The sequence below is a fragment of the Rickettsiella endosymbiont of Miltochrista miniata genome, assembly GCF_964031245.1.
Lineage (GTDB): Bacteria > Pseudomonadota > Gammaproteobacteria > Diplorickettsiales > Diplorickettsiaceae > Aquirickettsiella.
Map to the genome: position 1 here is coordinate 1,504,190 of NZ_OZ035017.1, position 25,639 is coordinate 1,529,828.

Sequence of the window (25,639 nt, forward strand, 5' to 3'; positions counted from 1 at the left end):
TTCACCACGCCGTCACCCACTCAAAAAGAACTTAATGAAAGTGAATTCCTTTAATTTTAGATATCAGAAAAAATTTAAGCAGATCTTCTCGATGGAGAATTTTGTCTGACAGTTTCATTTTCTGTTAAAAGATCTTTATTCAACTCTTCATAAGCCCTATGAATTTCTTGGAAATTTTCCTTTAACCCACCTTTATCTGGGTGATGTATTAAAATTAATTTATGATAACTTTTACGCAATCTTTTTCGAAAATCTTCGTCAGACTCATCCGTATATCTCGGCTCCAGCTTTAATATCTCATAAGGATTCCGGAGAGAATTTGAAGAATTTTCAGTAGGATTTTGCTTGGTTCCTCCCTTAGGTATTTCAAAATACTCCTCTTGATCACAACCCATAGCCTCTGGATTTGGTTTAATCACTATTTGTCTAGTTGTTGCGCTAGCTGAATTCAAATTTATATTTCCATTTTTTTTGCTATTAATAATATTTTCAAGACTATTGATAATAGATACCAGAGGATTTACTTTTTTTGAACTATCTGTAGAAAAAAGATCCTCCTCAGCTTGAAAAGGACTATAAAGATCATAGTCTTCCAAATCACCATCTATTTCCTTGAAATTAGAAAAGGGAATGTGATGTGTTGAATCAATTGCTTCAAGCTCTACCAATATTTTATCAATTAACGCTTCATCAATATCAAAGTTCTCATGAAAAAACTTTAAAGCTCTATGCTTTAAATCACTAGGAAGATTTTTAGACATCACAATACTTAGGATTAAAGAAGCGAGCAGAGACAATCTTTTTGGATAAAACTTTTTAGCGAAAGCAATGTTTTCTTGAGACGCATCTATCGCGTGCACATAATTAACAAAAAGTTGTAAGTCTAATTTTTCTAATTTTTTACTTTCTGACTTGGCTCCTAGTAATTTATTCGTGATAAATTTTTCATCCGTTGGCTTTGGAGGGCTAAATTTCATTTCCTTGTTTTTTTTCTCGATAAAAGGTGTAAGCTTTCGATGATATGCTGGGTTTTTATCAGGGGTTTTTAAAGATGTTGCCATAGATTTTTCTCTAAATTTTTTTTTACATAGCCTCACTCTTCAGACTAACACTGATTTCTCCCTAAAACAATATTCGAACCATAAACACCCGAAACTGCTTTCAACCGTTGCTTCTCTATTAAATTAAGGCTATTTTTGAGCCCATGACATCTTTACATGGTTTACGGGTCCTCATTACCCGCTCTGCTCATCAAGGGAAGGAACTAGTCACTCAAACTCAGAATTATGGTGGGTTAGCCATCCATTTCCCTACACTGGAAATTATCCGAACCAAGAATATAAAAAAAGTAGAATTAAGGATAAAAAAACTTAAAGAATACGATTTTGTCATCTTTATTAGCCCCAACTCTGTCTTTAATACTGCCGAGACTATCCATGGCATTTGGCCTGCGTGGCCTAAAAATACCAAAACCTTCGCCACTGGACCTGGTACAACATTGGCTTTAAAGCAACATAATCTACCTTGTGATAACTGTCCAGAAAAGGATTTTAGTGGTACTGGCCTGTTAAATCTCACTGCGTTACAGAATATAAAGCAAAAAAAAATACTCATCATAAAAGGAGAAGACGGTCGCTTATATCTAGCAAAGGGCTTAAAAGCTAGGGGGGCTCAGGTAAATAATCTAAATGTTTACAAGAGACGGCTGCCAAAAATTGACAAAAATAATATCCCGCATCATGAAGCCATTGATGTCATTATTTGTACTTCTAGTACCGGGCTCAAAAATTTAGTGGGTTTATTATATCCATACTGGCAAGATATTTTATTTAAAAAACAATTGCTTGTCATTAGTCCTCGACTGGTTGATATTGCGAAGAAATTAGGTTTTGTCAAACCGCCTTTAATATCGGATAATGCAACAAATGCAGCTATCTTAAAAACTCTGTTTTCCTGGCGGGAGCGATCACTATGGAATCACAGCCCACACCCAACTTAGAAGAAGCAGAAGTAAAGGTCAAAAAAAATAAACCTTTACGTTCTAAAAGCTGTTTCACCGCTTGGTGTGCAATAGGATTGTTATTCATCACCTGGACAGGTTTATTTCTAGGATTAGGTTTTTTTTGGTTAAAAAATAGAGGGGATCTTAACGAGTATCATCGTCAACTATCCGCCATACAAACGCAGATCTCGCAAAGTCAAACTGACAATAAAAACCTCCAGCAACACATCTCACAACTACAAAATTTTATTGAACAAAAATTCTCAGCTAATGATAATGCTATTCTGCTGGCTAATATTAATCAACTGATTCAGTTAGCTCAGTATAATCTTGTTTATTTTCATGATACCGACAACGCTTTGTCTGCATTGTCACTAGCCGATAAACAATTAAGTACAATAATAAGTCCAGATGTTCGGTTAGAAAATCTACACCAGTTATTAACTCAGTACTTAACTAACTTAAAAGCTTTACCTCATATTGATTTAACGGCTATCTTAGCCCAGCTCCAGACTTTAAAAGCACAAATTACACAATTGCCTTTATTGGCAACATCTAACTCTACCACGCCGAACCCTAAGGCTACTGTCGGAAGTTCTTCGGAAAATAAATGGGTAAGTATGTTGAAAAATAGTCTAGACAGCTTCCGACAACTAGTCGTTATTCGTCGCTTGAATAAACCTATAGAGCCTTTATTGCCAGAAAGAGAGCAACAATATTTGCAACATAATTTGATATTATTATTACAGCAAGCTCAATGGGCATTGATACATCATGAGGCGATTATTTATCAATCCAGTTTGCAAGAAATTCAGGAAAATATAAAAGATCATTTTGCAGGTAACTCGCCTATCACAAAGACAGTCATGCAAAGTATTACCCAATTACAACAAATCGAACTGCAAACTCCATCTCTTGATTTAAATCCATTGCTCGAGGCAATTTCGATTATCAAAAAAACGCCTATCAATTCTAACACTACTCCTGTAGTTACCGCTAATCAAAAGGAACCCTCTTGATGCATCGGTTTTTTATATTTTTATTGGTTCTCGCTCTTTCTGTTTGGATCGGAGTTAAAATAACCGTCGATCCGGGATATATGCTGATTACTTGGCATCAACTCGCCTTAGAAATGCCACTATGGTTAGTTATCTTAATTTTAGTCACTAGCTTTATATTAATTTATTATTTAATTCGGTTCATTAGATATTTATTAATGTTACCAAAACAATGGCGTCACAATTTAAATAAAAAACGTTCTCAAAAAACCATGGCATTGGATGATCAACGCCTGTTTTCTGCGCTTTATCAAAAACCACAAAACTGGCATCATATTTTAGAAATTTTACCTCAATTAGAAAATAAAACCTGGATATCTAAAGATCAAATTCAACAATTACAACAAGAAAGTGTTGAAAACTTATTAAGTCAAGAACAATATACCTACGATTTATCAACGCTTGAGAGTATCTGGGGCAATTTACCACCTAAACTAAAAAAAGATCCTCACCTCATAAATTTTTATATTCAAGGTCTTATAAGACATCATGAAGATGCGAAAGCTGAATCATTAATAATAAAACAATTAAAAAAGCAATGGTTTGGTCCGCTTGTTCCAACCTATAGTCATATTAAAAGCATTAATCCTGCTCGCCAATTAGCAATAGCAGAAAAATGGCTCAAAAAACATCCTGATGACCCTTATCTTTTATTAAGTTTAGGTCGCCTATGTAGACAGAGAAAATTATGGGGAAAAGCTCGGGATTATTTAGAAAAAAGTTTAATCTATGATTCTTCTAATTCAGAAACTTATCTGGAATTAGGTGAGTTATTTGAAGGTCTAGAAGAACCACTTCAAGCTTTGATATGGTTTAAAAAAGGATTAACAAAAAAATAATTATACTTTTTCTAAATCATAGACTCGTCCTTTTAATATAGTTGTAACAGGCCAACCTCTCAAAAGGCGTCCTGCAAAAGGTGACCACTGGCACTTAGTACTAAGGCGCTGGTCTTCCACCCTCTTCGCCAATGATAAATCGACTAACACGCAATCCTCGCGATAATCTGGCAAGTCGAATATTTTTTTTGCCCGACGCGAAGTTAAATCCACTATGTTGTTTAAAGTAAGTAAATCTTGATGATAGGCTTCCAGTAACAATGGCAAAGTAGTTTCTATACCCGGCACCCCAGATGGGCACATACCATAAGGTCTAGCTTTCTCCTCTAAGGTATGTGGAGCATGATCAGAACCTACGGTATCAATAATACCGGATTTTATTGCCGAAAATAACGCAATTTGATGTTCTGACGATCGCAACGGTGGATTCATCACTGCTTTACCTTTTAAACTCGCATAATCTGTTAAATTCAAAAATAAGTGATGTGGAGTTGTTTCGGCAAAGACGGGAAGGCCTTCTTCTTTAGCCTGTGCAATTAAATCAATTTCTTGGTGCGTACTAGTGTGTAAAATGTACAAACGCGCTCCATATTCACGAACCAGCTGAATAGCTTTTTTTACGGCTAATACGGCTGCTGTTTCATCGCGAATTTTTGAATGTATTGCATAATTTTGTGGTCCAGTAAATTTTTTTTCGTTTTCTTTTAAGCGCTGTTCATCTTCCGCATGAACCGCAACTAACATATTTTCTGCAGCTGCTATCTTGAAAATGGCGTGTAAACTCTCATCATCATCGATAACTAAACCACCTGTACTACACCCCATAAAAACTTTAATGCCAATTACCTGATCTTTTACTTTTTTTATTTCATTTAAATGATGTTTATCAGCACCAAAAAATAAATGGTAACGTAAAGGGATTTTTGCTTCTTTTAATTGTCGGTCAATAAGCGCTTTTTTTTCTTGTAAGGCGATTTGCGTAACCGTAGGAGGCAAGGTGTTAGGCATATCGAAAACAGTGGTATAGCCGCCCTTTATACTAGCTTTAGCAGCAGTTTTCCAATCTTCTTTATATTCCAAACCAGGCGTTCGAAAATGCACATGGGGATCGATTAATCCAGGTAATACTAATAAATTATTGGCCAAGATAGTAATTTCTTGTTCACTATCTATAGTAATATTTTGACGTTGATTTTCTATATTAAGAATATTATTTATCCGTATCATAAACAAATTTCTTCAACTTGATCGCGCTCAAATTGTTTCTCACAATAAAAGCAACGAAGTTTTATCTGATTTGGAGATCCTTCTAATTTAAAATAACCTTTTGATTCAATGTGATTGATACAATTTTGGTTCGGGCATACCAATATGTCGCGTATCGTTTTAGGTAATTCACAGTTAATCTTTTCGCTAACTTTAAAATTTTCAATTCGGCTTATAGTAGCGCCAGGTGCAAAAATTGCGACATGCTCAATTTCCTGAGGAGCAAGTAGTCGATTTTCAATTTTAATTAAATCTTTCAGTTTTAAAGATGCACTTCGCAAATTTAGACCTAAAGTAACACGCTGTTTACTATTAACCACGTGCAATAAACGCATAATTTTTAGTGCTTGGCCTGCTGGAATATGATCAATGACGACACCATTCTCAATTGCAGAAACCGAACGAGTTTTGATCATAAGTTTAATCCAAAAAAATCATTTAAAGCGTTACCTTATCAAGTAGTAACGATAAAATCGCTTGTCTGATATAAATTGCATTGACAACTTGTTTAAAATATAAAGCATAAGGGGTTTCATCAATAGCTTTATCTATCTCACGCCCACGCGGCAAAGGATGTAAAATATTCAAATTAGTTTTAACTTTTTTTAACTTATCTGGAGTTAAAACATATTGATCTTCAAATAGCTGATGCTCTGATTGAGTAAATCTTTCTTGCTGTAACCGAGTCATATATAAAACATCAATTTTAGAAATCACTTCATCCAGACTTGCGTGAAAAGAAAACCGAATTCCTTTATGTTTTAATTCATCGCAAATTACTTCCGGCAAGGTTAATAACAAAGGCGAAATTAAAAACAATCTCATGTTAAACAAAGCGCATAACTGCACTAAAGAATGTACGGTTCGTCCATATTTTAAATCTCCTACCAATGCTATCGATAATCCTTCCAAATTTCCTTGCATTTCTTGTAGTGTGAATAAATCGGCTAGGGCTTGCGTAGGATGTTGATTCGCGCCATCTCCCGCATTAATAATTGGTTTATCAGAAATCTTTGCTGCTAAACGTGCCGAGCCCTCGAGTGGATGTCGAATTACAATAAGATCGGCATAACAAGAAATCGTTTTGATGGTATCTTGTAAATCTTCACCCTTTTTGATAGAAGTATTTTCACTGCCAGAAAAGCCAATGACTTGCCCTCCCAAGCGTAAGGTAGCTGTCTCAAATGATAAACGGGTGCGAGTCGAAGGTTCAAAAAAACAGTGGGCAATTATTTTATCAAGCAAATACTTTTTAGGTAAATTTTTCTTAAATTTTTTGGCGAGATTTAATATATGGCTTACTTCTACTAAAGAAAGATCACGAATTGATATAATATCTTTTTTACCCAATACTTTAGACATAATTCACTCACATTTAATTAACTATAGCGAAGAGTATCATTTTTATTCATTCTTTTTTAGAACCAAACTTTGCCAAGATTCTACTGGCAATTCTTTACCCCACAAACTGACTAAACATTGCAAAATTATCTGTGCGATCTGAGCATTTGTAATTAAAGGAATATGATGATCAATAGCTAAACGACGAATTAAAAAACCATCTGTTTGCTGTAAGCCTGTCATAGAACTGGGTATGTTAATAATTGCTCCTATTTTACGTTGGGTAATTAAATCTCTAATATTAGGTTTTTTTGCTTCACTCGTTTTGTTAACAAAATAAGACGCTATACCATGCTGAGATAAAAACTGGTGAGTTCCTTCTGTGCTATAAATAAGCCAGCCTTGATCGTCAAGTTGTTTGATCCAAGGTAAAAGCTTAATTTTATAGCTATCTGCAACACTTAATAACAATTTCTTTTCGATGATATTTTGATCCGTTGCCAACCATGCTTTATAAAAAGCTTCTATTAAATCCTCTGCGATACACGCCACTTCACCTGTGGATGCCATTTCAACCTGAGCGACTGGATTAGAACCTTTTAAACGACTATAAGAAAATTGTGCCGCTTTGACACCCACATAATCAAGTTCTAAAGTTTCGTAATGTTTTGCTTGGTGCTTATTCAGCATCACTTCGGTTGCTATTTGTATGAAATTATGGCCGGTTACTTTAGAAACAAACGGAAAAGAACGCGATGCGCGTAAATTACATTCAATAACCTGAATATCATTATTTTTGGCAATAAATTGGATATTAAACGGACCAGTAATATGTAAAGCCTTAACAATTTTACGAGCTATGTTTTTAGTACGGCGTATGGTTTCTAAATACAATTTCTGTGGGGGCAACACAACCGTCGCATCTCCAGAATGAACACCGGCGTTCTCGATATGTTCTGAAATAGCTTCGATAACAATATCACCCTGTTTAGCAACCCCGTCTATCTCTAATTCTTTTGCTTCTTGAACAAATTTAGATATCACCACTGGATGATCTTGTGAAACATGCGCAGCCGCTTGTAAATGCTGATCTAGAGATTCGGGATCAAAAACCACATTCATTGCGGAACCAGACAAAATATAAGAAGGTCTAATTAATACTGGATAACCCACTTTAGCTGCAAAGGCTTTTGCTTTACTCAAGCTCGTAATTCTTTCCCAAGCGGGTTGATCAACATTAAGTGTATTTAATAAAGCAGAAAATTTTTCTCGGTTTTCAGCATAATCAATAAAGATTGGATCGGTACCCAATAATTGATAGCCTTCTTTGGCTAAAGGGATGGCTAAATTATTAGCAATCTGTCCTCCTACTGAAACAATAATGCCCTTTGCTGATTCAAAATCCACAATATCTTGTACGCGTTCAAAGGTAAGCTGTTCGAAATACAATCGATCCGATTCATCATAATCTGTAGAAACAGTTTCGGGGTTTGAGTTGATAATAATGGCGGTTTCATTTAAACGACGTAAAGTCTGCGCAGTATTAACCGCACACCAATCGAACTCGACAGATGATCCTATCGAGTAAGGCCCTGAACCCAATACAATGATAGGCCGCTGCTTAGCAGGACAAATATCATGTTCAATCGCATGATAACTTAGATAGAGATAATTCGTTTGCGCGGCAAATTCCCCTGCCAACGTATCAATTTGCTTCACAAAAGGCGTAATACCATATTTTAAACGTAAAGCTCGAACTTGTTTTACCGACTTATTTTTTGTTTTAGCAATAAAACTATCTGAAAAACCAGCTTGTTTTAATTGACGTAAAAGATTTTTATCCAACTTAGGAAGATTCAATTGCCTTTCTAATTCTGTGAGCTGGTGTATTTGTGCCAAAAACCAAAAATTAATTTGTGATAAACGTTCAGCTTGTAGAACAGAGCCGCCATTTTTAAAAAATTGATATAAAGCAAATAAGCGTCTATCGGTGGCAAATCGTATTTCTTTGCGTGGATTATCGATTTTTTCTGGATAATCCATTAAGCAAGTTGCCCCTTTATTTAACATACCCACTGCTTTCTGTAATGCTTCAGGAAAAGAACGACCAATTGCCATTACTTCTCCCACACTCTTCATTTCAGTACCAATCGTTCTTTCAGCCGCTTTTAATTTATGTGTATCCCAACGCGGAATTTTTACTACAATATAATCCAATGCCGGTTCAAAATAAGCACTCGTTACCTGAGTGACACTATTTTTTATTTCGCACAACTGATAGCCCAGCGCTAATTTAGTCGCAATGAATGCTAATGGATAGCCTGTAGCTTTAGAGGCTAATGCACTGGATCGCGACAAACGTGCATTCATTTCTATAACTCGGTAATCGCCATTTTTAGGGTTAACAGCAAATTGAATATTACATTCACCGATAATGTTAAAATGTTCAGCAACTTGCAAAGCCATATTGCGCAATAATTGGTGTTGTTCATTACTCAAGGTCTGTGCGGGCGCTACAACGATACTTTCTCCGGTATGGATGCCCATTGCATCCATATTCTCCATATTACAAATAGTTAATGCATTTCCTCGTTGATCACGAACAATTTCATACTCAAATTCCTTCCATCCGAATAAATATTCTTCTATTAAAATTTGCGGAGCGGTGGCTAAACTTTCCTGAGCGCGCTGTTCAAGTATTTCTCGATGTGTAATTTTCCCAGAACCTAATCCTCCTAGAGAAAACCCTGAACGCAGCATGATGGGATAACCGATTTTTTCTGCTGCCTTCAACGCTTCGGCAACTGTTTTAACTGCAAAACTAAGTGGTGTTTTAATTTTTAGCTTCGCTAAAGCCACCTTAAAAAGATCTCTGTCTTCTGTTTGGCATATCGATGCAACAGATGTGCCTAAGACAGCTACTTTATATTTTTTTAATATTCCTCTTTCTTCTAGATCTAAACCTAAATTAAGCGCAGTTTGTCCACCAACACCTAGTAATATTCCATCTGGTTTTTCTTTGATAATAATCCGCTTCACGGTATCAAAATTTAATGGTTGCAAATAAATTTCATCAGCCAAATTTGCATCTGTTTGTATGGTAGCTATATTCGGGTTTATTAATACCGAAGTGATTTTTTCTTCCTTTAATGCTTTAATGGCCTGTGAACCGGAATAATCAAACTCTCCTGCCTGGCCTATTCGTAAACCACCAGAACCTAAAATCAGAATTTTCTTACCCGTGTACCGTTGTATTTTCATAATTTTTTATAACATGCGATAAAAACGTTCAAATAACCATTGTGTATCCATGGGCCCAGGCGCAGCCTCGGGATGAAATTGTACGGAGAAAAAAGGGTCTTTCTTGTGTTCAATCCCTGCAACCGTTCCATCATTTAAATTTCGAAATAATACTCGCCAATCCTTAGGAAGTGTTTTTTCATTCACAGCATAACCATGATTTTGTGAAGTCAAATAGCATTGCTGTGTAGGTAAATAAATACAGGGTTGATTTTGAGAACGATGACCAAAAATTAACTTATAGGTTTTGGCACCGACTGCTAAAGCCATTAATTGTGTCCCCAAACAAATCCCAAAACAGGGCTTCTTTTTTGCTAAAGCCTTTCTTAGGATAGCTACGGTTTTTTTACATAATTGCGGATCACCTGGACCATTGGAGATAAAAACTCCATCATAGTCTTCCTGACTATAATCATAATCATAAGGAACTCGTTTAATTTTTAATGGAAATTTTAGTAAACAACGCAAAATATTTTCCTTAAGGCCGCAATCTACAACAATTATTTTTTTTCTACCTTCACCGTAGTGAAAAGGCTCGGTAATGGTTACTTGTTTTACCCAATCGATAGCTTCAAATTCAATAAAACTATCTCGTGGTTTATTTAATCGAGTAATAATTCCCGGTGTTACCCCATTTACTCTTAAGCAATGTGTTAAAGCCCGCGTATCGACACCCGTAATAAAAGGGATACTTTCAGTTTCTAACCAATTTGATAAAGAACGTTGCGCAGTATGATTTGAATAAAATGCTGCTAGTTCAGAAATAATCACGCCTTTAACTTGAATTTTATTAGACTCCCAAGTATTTGGTGCAGAAACCCCATAATTTCCTATCAAGGGATAAGTAAAACATAAAATCTGCCCCGCATAAGAAGGGTCTGTTAAGGATTCCACATAACCTAACATGCCTGTATTAAATATAACTTCACCGGAAACTTCAGTTGTTTGGCTTGATGAAATATATCCCATAAAGCTTTCACCTGTTTTTAATATTAATTGTGCTGGAACTAGTTTTTTCATGATCTCGTTTGTTGGTGAAATTGCACAGCAAGATAAGGATTCCACATCATACCTGTTGCCGAAAGGGCAATATCTGCACCTACATTTAAAAATTCATTAAAATGCTCAGGAATAGTGATACCACCCATACCCAAAATAACTAAATTTAATTTTTCAGTTTGATTAATTTGAACTAATTTTTTAACACATTGCAATGCTAAATGGCGGATTGGATAACCGGAAACCCCACTATAAATTCTTTTTCCAAATGCAGGGCAATGACTTTTATTTAATACACGCATACTAACTGAATTGATAGCACTAATACCACTTGCTCCAGCACGTGCCGCAGAAATTAATAAATTAAGTGGGGACTGATGCTCATGAAGCAAACCTAATTTTAGTAGTATAGGAGTATCACGTACGCATTTTGCAACGCAGGCTGTTATTTGCGAAATATATTCAATACTCCAATAAAGAGGTTCTCCTGACTTAATTAAATTGGGACATGAAAAATTTAACTCAATAATATCGGCACCTGCTTCTTTAGCCATTAACGCGGCTGTGGCAAAATCTTGTGACATTGATTGCAGTGAATCTCCTTCACCATAAACCGACACAATCAACACCTGACCTTCTGCTAAAGAGTTTTTTGCAAAAGCTATGTCTTGCATAACTATCATAGGTTCCAAACACCCATTGCCAAAGGAATTGCTAATAGCAATTTTGTCACTTATTTTTTCAAGTTTATCCTTGGTAAAAAGAACCTCTTTTAAATCAGAATAATCCAATGATTTTTCGCATTCGAGATGAACAACATTAGGTAATGGATGGGTAGGATATGCTTGGCGACGTATTGTTTTGTAGGTTAATACGTCAAAACCTAGTTGGGCTAATAATGCAATACCTTTACCGGTTGTTACAGCGCATGCCGCTGCACCGATTTTTGAGGCTAAAGAATAGCCTAATAAAGAAATCCATTGACTTCTGGCTGGCCAAATTCGAGTCTGTGGTTTTATTGACGGAAAAGAGGGATTACTGAAGTTTTCTTCAAAAGTTTTATTAATGTCATAGAGAGGCGATGAAACGCTCAACATGCGATATGGCTAAAAATAATTTCGACTATTTAAACCGATTTCCCACAAAATACCAAGTTTTTTATAAAAATGTTTCTTGGTAAGAGTGTACTTTAATTGGTGCCGAGAAGAGGACTCGAACCTCCAAGGGTTGCCCCACAAGTACCTGAAACTTGCGTGTCTACCAATTTCACCATCTCGGCAAACTTCTATCTAGACGCAGACATTATTTGTGCATTTTGATAAGTGGATAACCTGCTTCTAACCAAGCTCGCAAGCCGCCTTGTAGAGAGGCAACCTGGCGATAACCCATTTTTTGTAAATTATCTGCCACTAAGCAAGATCGAAAACCGCCGCTACAATAAACAACAATCTCTACTTCAAAATCTGGAATGTATTTCTCAATATCACGCTCAATGATCCCCTTACTAAGAGGGATTGCATGAGCAATAGATCCTTGTTGAAACTCATCGCACTCACGTACATCAATCAAATAAAAAGAGTGTCGATCGTTAATTTTTTTATTTAAATCAGCAACTGCCAGCTCTTTTATCTGAGGTTTTATTTTATTAACTAATTTTATAAAGCCTGATGTATGCTGCTTATGATTGATCACGAATGTATTTCGTTCTCCATTTCTTCTGCTTCTATATCTTTCATAGTTAAACGAATTCGGCCCTGCCTATCTATCTCTAAAACTTTGACTTTGACAATTTGGCCTTCGCTTAATACATCACTCACTTGCTCAACTCGTTCTTTAGAAATTTGTGAAATATGCACTAAACCATCACGGCCAGGTAATACGTTAACAAACGCACCAAAATCGGTTAGTTTAACGATTGCGCCTTCATAAGTACGGCCTACTTCCACTTCTGCAGTTACTTTTTTAATACGTTCTATTGCATTTTGGCATGCTTGTAAATCAGATGTCGAAATTCGAACGACACCATCATCACTAATATCGATTAAGGTTCCTGTTTCTTCAGTAATAGCGCGAATTGTCGCCCCACCTTTTCCTATTAAATCACGTATTTTTTCAGGATTTATTTTTAAAGTGGTGATACGCGGAGCGTAAGGAGAAACTTCTATGCGTGGCTCAGCCAAAGTTTCTTGCATAATACTCAATATATGAAGACGACCTTCTTTTGCTTGATTTAATGCCACTTGCAGAATTTCTTCTGTAATACCGTCAATTTTAATATCCATTTGCAATGCAGTAACACCGTCTATGGTACCTGCAACTTTAAAATCCATATCTCCCAAATGATCTTCATCGCCTAAAATATCGGTTAATACCGCAAACTGATCGCCTTCTTTTATTAGGCCCATGGCGATACCTGCTACATGCTTTTTTAAAGGTACGCCAGCGTCCATTAAAGCTATACTTGCACCACAGACTGTTGCCATAGAGCTAGAACCGTTTGACTCGGTAATTTCTGAAACAACACGTAATACATAAGGAAAATCGGATTCGCTTGGTAACACTGCACGTAAAGCACGTTTCGCTAAATTACCATGTCCAATTTCACGGCGTTTTGGGCTTCCCATTTGGCCGGTTTCGCCCACGCTATAAGGAGGAAAGTTATAATGAAGCATAAATGTTTCACGTCCTTCTCCATCTAAGGCTTCTACTGTTTGGGCATCCCTATCCGTGCCTAAGGTAGTTACAACTAACGCTTGGGTCTCGCCTCTAGTAAATAAAGCCGAACCATGTGTGCGTGGTAAAAATCCTGGCTGAATAGTAATAGGACGAACGGTTATCTTATCACGTCCATCAATGCGTGCTTCACCTGATAAAATACGCCCACGCACTATTCTTTCTTCTAAATTTGCTAGGAGTAACTGAACAGCTTTCGTGGTAATTCCTTTTTCTTCATCTAGCCATTGCGAAATAAAACTCTCTTTTAATTTATCCAATTTTATTTTACGCTCAAGCTTTTCCGGAACTTGATAAGCTTCAATTAAGGAAGCCTCGATGGATTGAATCATTTCTTGTTCCACGCCGACATCCAAGCCAGAAGTTGCATTTTTTACATCCCAAGTGGTTTTACCCGCTTCTGCTGCAAGTTCTTTAATAGCTTGAATAACCCCTTGCATTTGTTGGTGTCCAAACAAAATGGCATTCAACATAATTTCTTCAGTAAGCTCAGCCGCTTGAGACTCCACCATTAAGACGGCTTTGTCTGTACCTGCAACGACTAAATCTAAATCTGATGTTTCAAGTTGCTTGAAACTTGGGTTTAAAATGTATTGTCCTTCCGAATAACCTACTCTTACAGCCGCTATCGGGCCTTTAAAAGGAAGACCTGATAAGCTTAAGGCGGCAGAAGCACCAATTAATGCAGGAATATCTGCGTTAATATCCGGATTTGAAGATAAAACAGTCGCAACAATTTGCACTTCATTATAAAACCCTTCAGGAAACAGAGGTCTTATTGGCCTATCAATTAAGCGTGAAGTTAAAATTTCTTTTTCCGTGGGTCGACCTTCACGTTTAAAATACCCACCTGGAATTCGACCTGCTGCATATGTACGTTCTTGATATTGAACAGTCAGTGGAAAAAAGTCTCTTTCTTCACCTGATGGTTGTTTGTTACCCACAACGGTTACTAAAACGGTTGTGCCATTCAAGCTTACAAGAACAGATGCCGTCGCTTGACGCGCAACTGATCCAGTTTCTAAAGTTATTTCCTGCGAACCAAACTGAACGACTTTCTTTATAGAATTAATTAAAGTTGACACGCTTACATTCCCTCAAAAAAAACAAATGGGCGAAAATTACCGCCCATTGGTACGAATAAAATGTTCTTCAACGATAGTTTGAAGAATATGAATCCCCGACTTAACCACGCAAGCCGAGTTGTTTAATCAGGGTCAAATAACCCTGTAAATTAACGCCTTTGAAATATTTTAATAATTTACGACGCAAAGCTACTTTCTTCAATAAACCTTGTCGTGAATGATTATCCTTCTTATGAACCTGAAAATGGCCATTTAGCTGTTCGATAGCCCCAGATAATAAAGCAATCTGAACCTCTGGGGATCCTGTATCAACTGGAGAACGTTGATATTTAGCCAATATTTCATTTTTAGCCAACATAAAACCTTTTACCTCTTATAAATGAACCCGCTATTCTATGCATAATCCCTGCAACTGACAAGGAATATTTTCTCAAATTATCCTTACAATAGTTAAATATCGCTAATCTTCCTAGTTACAGGAGCCATTCATAAGTGTCAGCAAAATGCTTACATATTCATCCCTGTATCACTTTAATATTTAAACACTATTCGTTCATTTAATCTTTATGCTGGCTATTTAGGTTTAACGGTTTTTTTAAAAATTTTAATTTATGTGAAAAATAAAAAGCCCCTTCGACCGGGATTCTATGGTATGCAAAAATTTACTGTGTGCAGCTTGCACTGTAAATCGCATCATTATTTAGTATAAGTGCTGTGTCATGTTAGAATACCCACCCGCCGCTGACGGCTATTTTGGACTCGTTTGTCAGCGTTGGAAATTATCAGCATGGACAGGTAAAATTACCGCTAATTAATAAGTGAAAATGATATGAAAACTACTAGTAGCATGAGCAAAATTCTTAAAGGATTAATGAGTGAGTTGGGAATTAATGAATCGGAACTAGCACGACGCACGGGGGTGGGACAACCTGTAGTACATCGAATTTGCTCAGGAGAAACTGATAATCCCAAAGTCGCTACTTTAAGCCCGATTGCCAATTTTTTTGCTATCTCTATCAGTCAACTCATTGGCGATGAGCCCATATCAGCTGATCGGATTCCAGGCACTTTTAATCCTGACGCCCAAGGTTGGCGGCAAATTCCATTGCTTACCTGGCCGCAAGTGCTACATTGGCCTAATTTTACTGAAAAATTAGCCCCCTTGCCGACGGTTTCTACCGATATTGACATGAGTCAGCACGCTTATGCCGTTTCTGCTAGAGATACTACAATGGAACCTCGTTTTCCAGAGGGAACTATACTCCTTATAGATCCTGATCTAAAACCAAATAGTCTTGACTTTGCTATTGTTCATATTGAAGGACATGATTTACCCAATTTTAAACAAATTTTAATTGATGGGGGGCATACTATTCTTAAACCTCTCAATACTGATTTCAAAACTTTGCTATTAGATAAGCCTCATCGATTTTTGGGTGTCATGGTTCAATCAAGAATGGATTTTAAAAAGAAAAAATAAACTTCTTTGTGCAATCTGTATAACACTTTAAAATCTGATTTTTTATACTAAAATATTGTCATGAATCAAAAAAAGCGTACGGCTATTTTTCAACGTTTTCATGCTTACAATCCTCACCCAACAACAGAATTAATTTATTCCTCACCTTTTGAACTATTAATTGCGGTTATTCTTTCCGCTCAAGCAACAGATAAGTCAGTTAATCGGGCGGCCCGAATTTTATTTATTAGGGCAAATACACCAAAAAAAATAGCTGGATTGGGTTTATCTGGCTTAAAAAAGTATATAAAAACTATTGGCTTATACAATACTAAGGCAAAAAATATTATAAAAACTTGTAAAATTTTGCTGGAGCAATATCAAGGGAAAGTTCCTAATAATCGTGAGGCACTGGAAAGTCTACCTGGTGTTGGACGTAAAACAGCTAACGTCATTCTTAATACTATTTTTCATCAGCCCACTATTGCCGTTGATACACATATCTTCCGAGTATGTAATAGAACCGGTCTAGCACCAGGAAAAACGCCTTTAGCGGTTGAGAAAACTTTACTAAAAGTCGTCCCTAAAAAATATTTAAAAAACGCTCATCATTGGCTAGTATTACATGGGCGTTATATTTGTTTAGCTCGCAAGCCTAAATGCCCTGACTGTATCATTCGAGATCTTTGTGAATATCCTCACAAAACTGAACTTAAATAATTTAAGCCTTTTAAACCCTCACTATATTGTGAATAATTAGAGTTCTAAGAATCCATATTTAAAATTCCTTTCAGAATTTCTTCAGCTCCCAGATCGCGCAAACTCTGTGCCGCTAAAAATCCGATTTTTTCTGCATCGACAATAGACCCTTGTTTTTCTACTTTAATGAGTTTAGTACCCTCTAGATTTCCAACTAACGCCCGCAAACTTAGTCGACCATGACCCAACGTAGTTGCATAAGCCGCTATAGGCACTTGGCAGCTGCCACCGAGTTCTCGGCTTAAAGCTCGTTCAGCTAACACACAATAATAGGTATCCAGATGTGTCAATTTAGAAATAATTGCCAGGCTTTCTCTATCATCTGCACGGCATTCAATCCCTAAAGCACCTTGACCTGGCGCAGGCAGAAAACTCTTGGTTTCTAAATATTCACTAATGCAATCCCTTTTTTTTAAACGTATTAGTCCTGCGGCGGCTAAAATTATCGCGTCAAATTCACCTACAGCCAATTTGTCTAAACGGGTTCCTACATTCCCCCTTAATACTTTCACTTGTAAATCAGGACGCAAAGCCAATAATTGCGATTGGCGACGTAAGCTCGAAGTACCAACATAGGATCCTGATGATAATTGTGCCAAAGGTTGTGCAAATCTTGAAATTAATACATCGCGAGGATCTTCCCGCTTACAAATGGCTCCTAATAATAAACCTGCTTCTAAATCCATCGGCAGATCCTTCATAGAATGTACGGCGATATCTGCCTGATGACTAAGTAAAGCTCCTTCTAATTCCTTAACAAATAGACCTTTACCACCTAATTTGCTTAAAGAACTATTTTGTTGCCTATCTCCTTCTGTAAGCAAAGGAAGCAAACTAATCGTTAAATATGGAAAAAGCTTTTCTATTTGTTCTTTAATTGTATTGGCTTGCCAATAGGCCAGGGGACTTTTTCGAGTAGCGATACGTAATAGTTTTTTGCTATTCAAAACTCGCCCCAAATATTAAAAATTTTGCAATTGAGTTTTGATAAGCTGATCTTTTCTTTCCCATAGTTCGTTCAGTTTTTTTTGAAAGTATATGCGATATTGACGGTCATTTTCATAATCACCTAACCAATCTTTAGTAATAGGTATTGTTTCTACCTCAACGATTATTTTTTCTATATTTCCTGATAAGAAATCTAATAAGTTAGCGTGATGAGGAGGATAAATAATGGTGACGTTAAGAATTTTATGAAAAAAATTACCCAAAACAGCAAGGCTAAAAGCCATACCCGCTGCTTTAGGGCGTAGTAAATATTCATACGGAGATGCTTGTAATTCTCTTTTTTGCTGTGAAAACCGAGTCCCTTCAACAAAATTAGCAACGGTAGTGGGTATAATTTTGAACTTGGCGCTAGCTTTTTTAGTTTCTTCAATATCCTTATTTTTAAGTTCAGGATGCTTGGTTAGTTTGGCCTTGCTATATCGATGCATAAATGGGAAATCTAATAACCAACATGCCCAGCTTGCTATCGGCAAAGTCCAAAGTAACTCCTTTTTAAGAAAAAATTTCAAAGGGGGAATTTTACTGCTAAAAATAGACTGCAAAATAAGTATATCTGCCCAGGATTGATGATTAGAAACCAGTAAATACCATTCTTTATAATGCAACTGATCTAATCCTTTGATCTCCCATTTAGTATGAGTTATCCATTTTAAAAGAAAATAATTACTGCGTAACCAAACCGCATGTAAAAGCTCCATTAATTTTTTGGTAAATTGTCGCCATTTTTTTAGAGGAATAATAAATCGCAATAAACCCACTATCGCTAACGGAATAAACCAAACAGTAAGAATAGCAAGATACAAAGTCGCCGTGAGCCCAGCTCTTAAGAACTTAAACAAATTGTTCATAAATATATTTCGCACACTCCCATTAAGTGCACATATACTCTTCGCACTTGAATTGACTAGCTTTTCTAAAAAACTTAAATCTTATTGAGTAGTAAATTGGTACGATCGACTAAGCTACGCCATAGTCCAGCTTTTGATAAACTTTCCAATGCAATGAGTGGAGCAGACGCAACAGATTTATCATTTAATACGATATTGATTTGACCAATGACCTCGCCTTTATTAATCGGTGCTTTTAAATTGGGATTAAAAGTCATAGTCGTTGCAGGTTTTTTATTTGAACCGAGTGGAAGCGTTGCATAAAGATCTTGCGCTAAACCAACTTTAATTTGAGGCCGTTGTGCAAACCAAACCCTCGTTGTGGCCAAATTAACCCCTGCATTATATAACTTATGCGATTCAAAAAAACGAAAACCATAAGTCAGTAATTTTTGGCTATCTTGCGCACGCATTTCATCCGAAGGTGCACCCATAACAATGGTAATTAAACGCAAACCGTTTTTTTGACCTGAAGCAGCTAAACAAAAACCTGCTTCATTGGTATGCCCAGTTTTAATTCCATCTACATCAGGGTCACGCCATAACAAACGATTGCGATTGGGTTGTTTAATTCCGTTGTAAGAAAACCATTTTTGCGAGTACCATTTATAATCCTCAGGAAAATCAAGGATTAATGCGCGCGCCAAAATGGACATATCACGTGCAGTGGAATAATGATTAGGATCGGGTAATCCATCTACATCAATAAAATGAGTATTTGTCATACCCAGTCTTGCTGCTTGCTGATTCATTAAATTAACAAAAGACTCCTGACTTCCTGCGACGTACTCTGCCATGGCCACACAGGCATCATTACCAGAATCAACTATCATGCCTTGCATTAAGTCTTGCACACTAACCTTATCACCGACCTTAACGAACATTTTCGAACCACCTGTTTTCCAAGCGGCTTCACTAATGGTTACTAAATCAGTCGGATGTATATGACCTTGTTGCAAAGCCACCGACACAACGTAGGAAGTCATCATTTTGGTTAAACTGGCAGGCGCTACACGCTCGTCAATATTTTCACTTGCTAAAACCTTACCGCTATAAGCATCCATCAATAGGTAAGCTTTAGCATTTACGCTAGGAGCAATCGGTGTCAATGTAGGTTGTGCGGCAGCGGGAGCTGTTATAGGTATCACTGGGTCAGCTTTGCATACTGAGCCGAATAGCCCCGCTATTAAGAATATGAAAGTAAAACACAGTGGATATCGCTTAAACATGATGTAAACGCCTTATACAGTTTAGAAGTAATGCAGTTTCGGTTATATACTAATATTAGCTTTTAATATAAGTCCAGATAAAAAAGCCTATAAGTCATTTTAGTGATTTAATAATATACTGCAAATAGTTAATTATTTATAGGATAATAACGGTTTCACCAAAAATTTAATCGAGTAGTTTTTTTTGCTTTAAACTTTATTTTCGCTCTAGTTTAAGGTAAAGTGCGGCTGGCTTGACAGCCAATAATTGGAATAAAAGCTATTTTCAATAAGAAATTTGCAGGTAAAGAATGAGTAAACACTTAAGAATATCCGAATCCGCCAATTCTTTCTTCCAAAACGCAATACTCAGCACTATCTTTATTTTTAAATCAAACATTTATCAAATAGGATCGATCTTTGAGAAAATTCTTGCTCCCATTTTGTTTCCACTGGTTATTATACCTGATGCCATAGCGAGCTTGTTTGCTCTTTATCATTTTGCCCGCGCTAAAAATAAGAATTTAGGTAAAACCTTTGACTTAATTCATGCTCCAATTAAAGCCGCATTGGTTTTCACGGCCGTTTTTGCTGGACTTAGTCTAATTTTTGTACAAGGTTTATTTCTAACTGCCGTCGGCTCCAGTGTCGTTTATCACCTTGGTTTATCAGTTTTTAATGCTTACCATTGGCTTAAATCAGAAAAAAATTCACATGCTAGAACATTGCATAGAAATAATACTATAAATAATTTTATTGCGAGCACTATAGGGGGTATAGTCGTTGCCGGTATTATTTTAACCATGGTAGTAGCTCCCTATTTGGCTGCTACTATTCTAGCAACCGCAGGTATAGCAGCCGCAACACTGCTTATGCTTACAACTTTTTTTGCAATTTATCGAAACTTTAAAAATCCTCCTGTCTATCCAACTGTCGATCCTGACCTAAGAGATGAGAACTCTGAAAATTTTGAGGATTCAGATTCATTACTTGCATCATTCTCTGATGAAGAATTATCTATCCTCTCAAAAAATCAACATTCTAACTATTATCACCGTGAATTTCGTTGGTCAAAATTAACTGGGAATCAAGAACAAAATAAAACCTTTCTTCTTGAAGAAATTGAAAGTAAAAAGTGCCGTCTTCAACAGCAAATAACAAGCTCTAAAAACAGCTTTTTTGAACGTTTTTGGCCTGAAGAACCAAAACGCCAAGCTAAAATTGATTTCCTGGACGAACTTGAAACAAAAATAACTTCAAATGATAGGGGTGAATTATCCATTCCAAATCAGGCATGCCAATCATTTTTTAGAGCAGTAGGCGATACGGAAGATCTAATCCAAGCTACAAAACAATATTTTCAATACTCTCAAAGATAATTTGTAAGCTTTTTCATTACAAATCTATCTTGTGTTATATTTTAGTATAGAATAAGTGATTATTTTCCCAGAAAATCATAAAACCACATAAAATAATGCTTTATAAGACATTTCTAGGCTTATAGACTTTACTTATCGTCTCATATTAGGTATTTATTTAACCTAATATGATAAGAAAAATAAAATTGGCTATAGCTAGCTTAGCACTGTTAAATATCCTTTTTATCCCTTTAGGGTATGCAGAATATCCTCGTGTAGCTTATCAAATGCAGGGCCTCAATCAAGACCTTATCGGTCCTATTCAACAACGTCTGGATACTAGCCTGCAAAGCTTAGTCGATCCCTCTACTGAAGATGTTCAATTCTGGTATCAACATTCTGTCTCAGAGATTAAACAGTCATTGGCGGCTTATGGGTATTTCAAGCCATCTATTAAACATTCATTAAAAAAAATTGACGCCAATTGGAATGCTAGATATCAAATTTCTGTAGGTCCCCCATTAAAAATCACGACTTTAAAAATTTCAGTCGACAGTCCAAACCCAGATCCAAAAATAACAAAATTAATGGCTGATTTTCCATTACATAGAGATGATATCTTTAATAGTGAAGCCTATGAGGATGCAAAACAAAAATTACTCGCTAAGATTGTTGCCGAAGGCTATCTTTCTGCCTATTATTCTAAACATACCATTTTAATTAACCGTCAAGCTTACACAGCAAAACTCATCCTAACTTTAAATACCGGCCCACGTTACTATTTTGGTTCTATAACTTTCCAGCAATCGATACTTAACAATAGTTTATTACAACGTTATATCCCCTTTAAATCGGGTGATCCTTATTCTTCAACAAGGCTTTTAAAACTACAAGATAATTTAAATAAAAGCGGGTATTTTCAAAATGTATCGATTCCTGATTCGTTGATCAGTAAACAAAATACAAATTTACCTATTAATTTTATATTATCACCTCGTCAATCTCAGCAATATACAGCAGGGATAGGCTATGGCACGGATGTGGGTATTCGTGGAACTTTAGGTTGGGAATCTCGTTATCTAAATAAAGCGGGCCACCGTCTAAGTATTTTAAGCCAATTATCTAAAATACAAAACAGTCTACAAACAACTTACACAATTCCTGGAAAACATCCCAATACTGATAATTATAATATTAATTTTGCTATTGTCAGAAAAAAACTCACTCAAGTAACTACTACCACCCAACAATTGGGAATAAGCAGCCTAGATAAATGGAGAGGATGGAAACGGAATTTATTTTTAAATTATCAAATTGAACGCTTTAATTATCTCAATCAACCTAAGATTAATTCGCATTTATTAACTCCAGGTATAAATTTATCCTATAGTAAATTTGATAATCCGTTTTTTGCGCTACATGGCTATCAGTTAAATTTTAGATTACAAGGTGCAGATAAAAATTTATTATCTAATACCAGCTTTTTACAAACAGAAATACAAGGAAAGTATATTCTTAGCTGGGATGATAATAGTCGCTTACTGTTTCGCGGTAATGTCGGTTATACACTAACTCCTAATCTGGAAAATTTTCCTCCTTCTTTGCTTTTTTATGCTGGAGGTAGTCAAAGTGTACGTGGCTATGCGTATCAATCATTAGGTCCTGCCCGTTATTTAATGACCGGAAGTGTCGAATATCAGCACCGTCTTATCAATAATTTTTATGGCGCCATTTTCTTTGATGCTGGGAATGCTGTTAACAATTTTCCCATTAATTTGCAAAAAGGATCAGGAATTGGCTTGGTTTGGGCATCTCCTTTAGGACCTATGGAAGTTACGGCTGGCAAAGCCTTGGATCTTCCTGGCCACCCCATAAGATTTCAATTTACGATGGGGTTTGATTTCTTATGATAAATAACAAGAAATTATTTTGTAAATGGTTACTGAAAAGCTTATTAATCAGTGTTTTTTTATTAAGTACTTATATAGTTCTAGACACAGAAAAAGGCCTAGAAACGGTTGTATTGATCGGAAAAAAATTCCTGCCAGGTCAATTAAAAATAAACGTTATACATGGACGATTGTTAGGCCCAATTCAGCTGAAAGGACTAACTTATCAAAATAACAATATTAACCTCACAATTTCTGAAGCGAAGTTTGAAGGTTACTGGCGCGATTTGTTATTACAAGGAAAATTAAATTTAGGACCAATTTTTATCGATAATTTAAATCTTTTTATAAAACGGGAATCTATTCAAAAAAAATCAACACCTTCTCAGCAAAAAACTTTTCAAATTCCAAAAATATTTCACTTTTTAAAATTTGATTCTGCTGTTATTTATCAAATGAATATTCAATCAGACAACCTACACATAGAATTACAAGGCTCGATTCAACAGCAATGGCATATTTATTGGCAGTTAAATATTAATGAACTGACAAACTCTATTCCCAATCTAAAAGGGAAAGTAGTTTTGCATGGCAAAATAAACGGAATTTTTCAACAGCCTGAATTTAATATAATTTTTGAGAAAACAAATCTGGAATGGAAAAAATGGCAATTCGAACAAATTCAAGCTGCATTGCATATAGATACTGAAAATAAAAAATGGCTTTTTAATGTAGCTGCTGCTCAGCTCAGTAATACATCATTTCAGCTTGCACCATTACAATTAAAATTATCTGGATCTTTATCACCATTTTCTTTACGAGGAAATTTATCTGAATTTAAACTGAATAGATTAGTTCAAAATGAACAGTTCCCAAAAATAATAATTCCTAACACACAAATTAGCAGTAATATATCGAAATATGGATTAGAAACATCACTACAAACATTTAAAGGAAATACGAACCAATTATTTGCTTACCTATTACTACCGAATTATCAAGCACGCTCGTGGCTGAGAGCCACACAACCGGTACATGCTAACATTGATTTAAACTTTAAAGATTTAAATTTTTTGAGCCAATTATTTCCTGAGGTTAAACATAATAAAGGAACTTTTTATACTCAATTGAAAATTTCAGGTTTAATAAATAAGCCACTATTTAATCTAACGCTTAATCTTCGGCAAGCTAGCTTAGATATTCCTGATTTAGGACTTAATTTAAAAAATATAAACTATCAGTTACATACCCATAAGAATAATTTAATAGGCACTGGCCAAATTCAATCTGGAAAAGGATTCTTAGAGCTTCATACTACAACCGATCTATTAAAACCAAATTTACTGACATTAATCGATTTACAAGGGAAAGATGTCACTATTATTCATAATCTAGAATATCAAATTACTGCTACGCCAAAATTAAAAATTCATGCCAATATTCAACAAATTGAAACGGATGGTTATATCTTATTTCCAGAAGCTAGAATTAAAATTAATCCTAAAAATAATAATTTAATTGAATTGTCTAATGACATAGTGTTTCTGGGGGATAAGAAAAAAACTTTTACTTTCCCTTTTGTTTTGAAAAATACTATTAAATTAGAAGCCGGTGATGATATTCATTTGCAATATCAGGGACTTAACACTAAATTGAAGGGTTCACTTACAATAAATCAAGATTCGGATCATCCATTATTAGCCACAGGACAACTAAATCTTTTTCCAGGTGAATATAGCTATTATGGTCAAAGCTTAAAATTAAAATCTAATTCTTCATTAAATTTCGCCAATACTCCCATTAATAATCCTATAGTAAATATTACGGCCAGTCGAAATATTTTAATCTTGCCTATATCCACCACTGATACCTCTATTGATACTGATATTAAATCTAAGCTTGGCTCTAGTAATTTTATTCAATCCGCAATGTCTTCTTCTCAATCTATACCGACTCAGTTAGAAGTGGGCCTACATGTGAGAGGGACACTACAAAATCCTCATATCATTCTATTCGCCGATCCTTCTAATATTATTAAATCGCAATTAGATATGCTCTCCTATTTAATTACCGGCCAAGCCAGCAATCAACTGAGTGCCGCAAGTACGCAATTATTATTAAATGCCGCTACCAATTTAGGAAGTGAAAAAAATAATATTGGTCAGCTTATTAGCAAAGTGCAACAGGAAATAGGTTTAGATCAATTAACTATCGGGTCTAAACCCATCTTTAATCCCACGACTAATAGCTTACAACAGAATGCTTCATTAATAGTCGGCAAAAATCTTTCACCAAAGCTTAACATCTCTTATAGCCTAGGCTTGCTGGATCAAATCAGTATTTTAGAAATAAATTATCTTTTAAATAAAAATTTTTCGTTACAAACTACCAGTAGCAACTTCGCTAATGGCTTAGACTTACTTTATAAACTTGAAAAGCATTAGAAAA

Annotated in this window: 21 protein-coding genes and 1 tRNA gene; 8 read left to right on the forward strand and 14 right to left on the reverse strand. The window is 35.7% G+C overall.

The annotated features are described in order from the left end of the window. Positions 1-74: 74 nt before the first annotated feature. Positions 75-1,061: a J domain-containing protein gene (locus tag AAHH40_RS06935; RefSeq protein WP_342219943.1), complete on the reverse strand. Its 987-nt coding sequence runs from the start codon at positions 1,059-1,061 to the stop codon at positions 75-77. Between the two features lie 143 nt (positions 1,062-1,204). Here AAHH40_RS06935 and AAHH40_RS06940 point away from each other — a divergent pair, with 143 nt between their 5' ends. From AAHH40_RS06940 to AAHH40_RS06950, 3 genes are read left to right on the forward strand one after another with little or no spacing between them, the layout of a single operon-like run. Further along, positions 1,205-1,999, forward strand: coding sequence for a uroporphyrinogen-III synthase (locus tag AAHH40_RS06940; protein WP_342219944.1), 795 nt, complete (start codon positions 1,205-1,207; stop codon positions 1,997-1,999). Further along, entirely contained in the window at positions 1,972-3,021 is a 1,050-nt protein-coding gene (locus tag AAHH40_RS06945; RefSeq protein ID WP_342219945.1) for a uroporphyrinogen-III C-methyltransferase, read from the forward strand. The genes AAHH40_RS06940 and AAHH40_RS06945 overlap by 28 nt, the downstream gene beginning before the upstream one ends. After that, positions 3,021-3,899 (forward strand): heme biosynthesis protein HemY, encoded by an 879-nt coding sequence (locus AAHH40_RS06950; protein ID WP_342219946.1) that lies wholly within the window; start codon positions 3,021-3,023, stop codon positions 3,897-3,899. The genes AAHH40_RS06945 and AAHH40_RS06950 overlap by 1 nt, the downstream gene beginning before the upstream one ends. On the opposite strand, the gene AAHH40_RS06955 is transcribed toward AAHH40_RS06950, so the two are convergent. From AAHH40_RS06955 to rpsO, 10 genes are all read right to left on the reverse strand, one after another. After that, a complete protein-coding gene (locus AAHH40_RS06955) occupies positions 3,900-5,126 on the reverse strand; it encodes a dihydroorotase (protein WP_342219947.1) in 1,227 nt (408 codons plus the stop codon). After that, entirely contained in the window at positions 5,123-5,581 is a 459-nt protein-coding gene (gene pyrI, locus AAHH40_RS06960; protein WP_342219948.1) for an aspartate carbamoyltransferase regulatory subunit, read from the reverse strand. Before pyrI ends, AAHH40_RS06955 begins: the two co-directional genes overlap by 4 nt. A gap of 22 nt (positions 5,582-5,603) precedes the next feature. Beyond that, positions 5,604-6,527 carry an aspartate carbamoyltransferase gene (gene pyrB, locus AAHH40_RS06965; protein WP_342219949.1) on the reverse strand — a complete coding sequence of 308 codons (924 nt, stop codon included), beginning with the start codon at positions 6,525-6,527 and terminating at the stop codon, positions 5,604-5,606. A 42-nt stretch (positions 6,528-6,569) separates the two neighbouring features. Then, positions 6,570-9,767: a carbamoyl-phosphate synthase (glutamine-hydrolyzing) large subunit gene (gene carB, locus AAHH40_RS06970; RefSeq protein ID WP_342219950.1), complete on the reverse strand. Its 3,198-nt coding sequence runs from the start codon at positions 9,765-9,767 to the stop codon at positions 6,570-6,572. A gap of 6 nt (positions 9,768-9,773) precedes the next feature. After that, positions 9,774-10,826, reverse strand: a complete 1,053-nt coding sequence (gene carA, locus AAHH40_RS06975) for a glutamine-hydrolyzing carbamoyl-phosphate synthase small subunit (RefSeq protein ID WP_342219951.1) — start codon at positions 10,824-10,826, stop codon at positions 9,774-9,776. Continuing rightward, on the reverse strand, positions 10,823-11,902 hold the full coding sequence (locus AAHH40_RS06980; protein ID WP_342219952.1) for a hypothetical protein: 1,080 nt from the start codon (positions 11,900-11,902) through the stop codon (positions 10,823-10,825). Before AAHH40_RS06980 ends, carA begins: the two co-directional genes overlap by 4 nt. Positions 11,903-11,999: 97 nt before the next feature. After that, positions 12,000-12,084, reverse strand: a tRNA-Leu gene (locus tag AAHH40_RS06985). A gap of 23 nt (positions 12,085-12,107) precedes the next feature. Then, a complete protein-coding gene (locus tag AAHH40_RS06990) occupies positions 12,108-12,497 on the reverse strand; it encodes a rhodanese-like domain-containing protein (RefSeq protein WP_425287960.1) in 390 nt (129 codons plus the stop codon). Beyond that, positions 12,494-14,611 carry a polyribonucleotide nucleotidyltransferase gene (gene pnp / locus AAHH40_RS06995; protein WP_342220816.1) on the reverse strand — a complete coding sequence of 706 codons (2,118 nt, stop codon included), beginning with the start codon at positions 14,609-14,611 and terminating at the stop codon, positions 12,494-12,496. Before pnp ends, AAHH40_RS06990 begins: the two co-directional genes overlap by 4 nt. Positions 14,612-14,723: 112 nt before the next feature. Then, positions 14,724-14,981: a 30S ribosomal protein S15 gene (gene rpsO / locus AAHH40_RS07000; RefSeq protein ID WP_342219953.1), complete on the reverse strand. Its 258-nt coding sequence runs from the start codon at positions 14,979-14,981 to the stop codon at positions 14,724-14,726. Positions 14,982-15,452: 471 nt separating this feature from the next. Between rpsO and AAHH40_RS07005 the strand changes: the two genes are divergently transcribed. Both AAHH40_RS07005 and nth read left to right on the forward strand, forming a co-directional pair. Beyond that, positions 15,453-16,103, forward strand: coding sequence for a S24 family peptidase (locus AAHH40_RS07005; protein WP_342219954.1), 651 nt, complete (start codon positions 15,453-15,455; stop codon positions 16,101-16,103). Between the two features lie 60 nt (positions 16,104-16,163). Continuing rightward, positions 16,164-16,802: an endonuclease III gene (nth, locus tag AAHH40_RS07010; protein ID WP_342219956.1), complete on the forward strand. Its 639-nt coding sequence runs from the start codon at positions 16,164-16,166 to the stop codon at positions 16,800-16,802. 44 nt (positions 16,803-16,846) lie between these two features. Here the strand turns inward: nth and hemC are convergent, their stop codons facing one another. From hemC to AAHH40_RS07025, 3 genes are all read right to left on the reverse strand, one after another. Beyond that, positions 16,847-17,788: a hydroxymethylbilane synthase gene (hemC, locus tag AAHH40_RS07015; protein ID WP_342219957.1), complete on the reverse strand. Its 942-nt coding sequence runs from the start codon at positions 17,786-17,788 to the stop codon at positions 16,847-16,849. 15 nt (positions 17,789-17,803) lie between these two features. After that, complete coding sequence (locus AAHH40_RS07020; protein ID WP_342219958.1) at positions 17,804-18,697, reverse strand: acyltransferase; 894 nt, start codon at positions 18,695-18,697, stop codon at positions 17,804-17,806. Positions 18,698-18,771: 74 nt separating this feature from the next. Further along, a complete protein-coding gene (locus AAHH40_RS07025; protein ID WP_342219959.1) occupies positions 18,772-19,965 on the reverse strand; it encodes a D-alanyl-D-alanine carboxypeptidase family protein in 1,194 nt (397 codons plus the stop codon). A 290-nt stretch (positions 19,966-20,255) separates the two neighbouring features. Between AAHH40_RS07025 and AAHH40_RS07030 the strand changes: the two genes are divergently transcribed. The 3 genes from AAHH40_RS07030 (at position 20,256) to AAHH40_RS07040 (ending at position 25,635) form a co-directional block, all read left to right on the forward strand. Further along, a complete protein-coding gene (locus AAHH40_RS07030; RefSeq protein WP_342219960.1) occupies positions 20,256-21,323 on the forward strand; it encodes a hypothetical protein in 1,068 nt (355 codons plus the stop codon). A gap of 185 nt (positions 21,324-21,508) precedes the next feature. Then, a complete protein-coding gene (locus AAHH40_RS07035; RefSeq protein ID WP_342219961.1) occupies positions 21,509-23,212 on the forward strand; it encodes an autotransporter assembly complex family protein in 1,704 nt (567 codons plus the stop codon). Next, entirely contained in the window at positions 23,209-25,635 is a 2,427-nt protein-coding gene (locus AAHH40_RS07040) for a translocation/assembly module TamB domain-containing protein (RefSeq protein ID WP_342219962.1), read from the forward strand. The genes AAHH40_RS07035 and AAHH40_RS07040 overlap by 4 nt, the downstream gene beginning before the upstream one ends. Positions 25,636-25,639 lie beyond the last annotated feature (4 nt).

Excerpts from the sequence above, each read along its gene's own strand:
- pyrB (WP_342219949.1), bottom strand. The coding sequence starts at position 6,527 with ATGTCTAAAGTATTGGGTAAAAAAGATATTATATCAATTCGTGATCTT.
- carB (WP_342219950.1), bottom strand. The coding sequence starts at position 9,767 with ATGAAAATACAACGGTACACGGGTAAGAAAATTCTGATTTTAGGTTCT.
- AAHH40_RS06980 (WP_342219952.1), bottom strand. The coding sequence starts at position 11,902 with ATGTTGAGCGTTTCATCGCCTCTCTATGACATTAATAAAACTTTTGAA.
- AAHH40_RS07040 (WP_342219962.1), top strand. The coding sequence starts at position 23,209 with ATGATAAATAACAAGAAATTATTTTGTAAATGGTTACTGAAAAGCTTA.
- nth (WP_342219956.1), top strand. The coding sequence starts at position 16,164 with ATGAATCAAAAAAAGCGTACGGCTATTTTTCAACGTTTTCATGCTTAC.
- AAHH40_RS06940 (WP_342219944.1), top strand. The coding sequence starts at position 1,205 with ATGACATCTTTACATGGTTTACGGGTCCTCATTACCCGCTCTGCTCAT.
- AAHH40_RS06945 (WP_342219945.1), top strand. The coding sequence starts at position 1,972 with ATGGAATCACAGCCCACACCCAACTTAGAAGAAGCAGAAGTAAAGGTC.
- AAHH40_RS07020 (WP_342219958.1), bottom strand. The coding sequence starts at position 18,697 with ATGAACAATTTGTTTAAGTTCTTAAGAGCTGGGCTCACGGCGACTTTG.
- AAHH40_RS07025 (WP_342219959.1), bottom strand. The coding sequence starts at position 19,965 with ATGTTTAAGCGATATCCACTGTGTTTTACTTTCATATTCTTAATAGCG.
- rpsO (WP_342219953.1), bottom strand. The coding sequence starts at position 14,981 with ATGTTGGCTAAAAATGAAATATTGGCTAAATATCAACGTTCTCCAGTT.
- AAHH40_RS06950 (WP_342219946.1), top strand. The coding sequence starts at position 3,021 with ATGCATCGGTTTTTTATATTTTTATTGGTTCTCGCTCTTTCTGTTTGG.
- AAHH40_RS06955 (WP_342219947.1), bottom strand. The coding sequence starts at position 5,126 with ATGATACGGATAAATAATATTCTTAATATAGAAAATCAACGTCAAAAT.
- pyrI (WP_342219948.1), bottom strand. The coding sequence starts at position 5,581 with ATGATCAAAACTCGTTCGGTTTCTGCAATTGAGAATGGTGTCGTCATT.
- AAHH40_RS07005 (WP_342219954.1), top strand. The coding sequence starts at position 15,453 with ATGAAAACTACTAGTAGCATGAGCAAAATTCTTAAAGGATTAATGAGT.
- AAHH40_RS06935 (WP_342219943.1), bottom strand. The coding sequence starts at position 1,061 with ATGGCAACATCTTTAAAAACCCCTGATAAAAACCCAGCATATCATCGA.
- AAHH40_RS07030 (WP_342219960.1), top strand. The coding sequence starts at position 20,256 with ATGAGTAAACACTTAAGAATATCCGAATCCGCCAATTCTTTCTTCCAA.
- carA (WP_342219951.1), bottom strand. The coding sequence starts at position 10,826 with ATGAAAAAACTAGTTCCAGCACAATTAATATTAAAAACAGGTGAAAGC.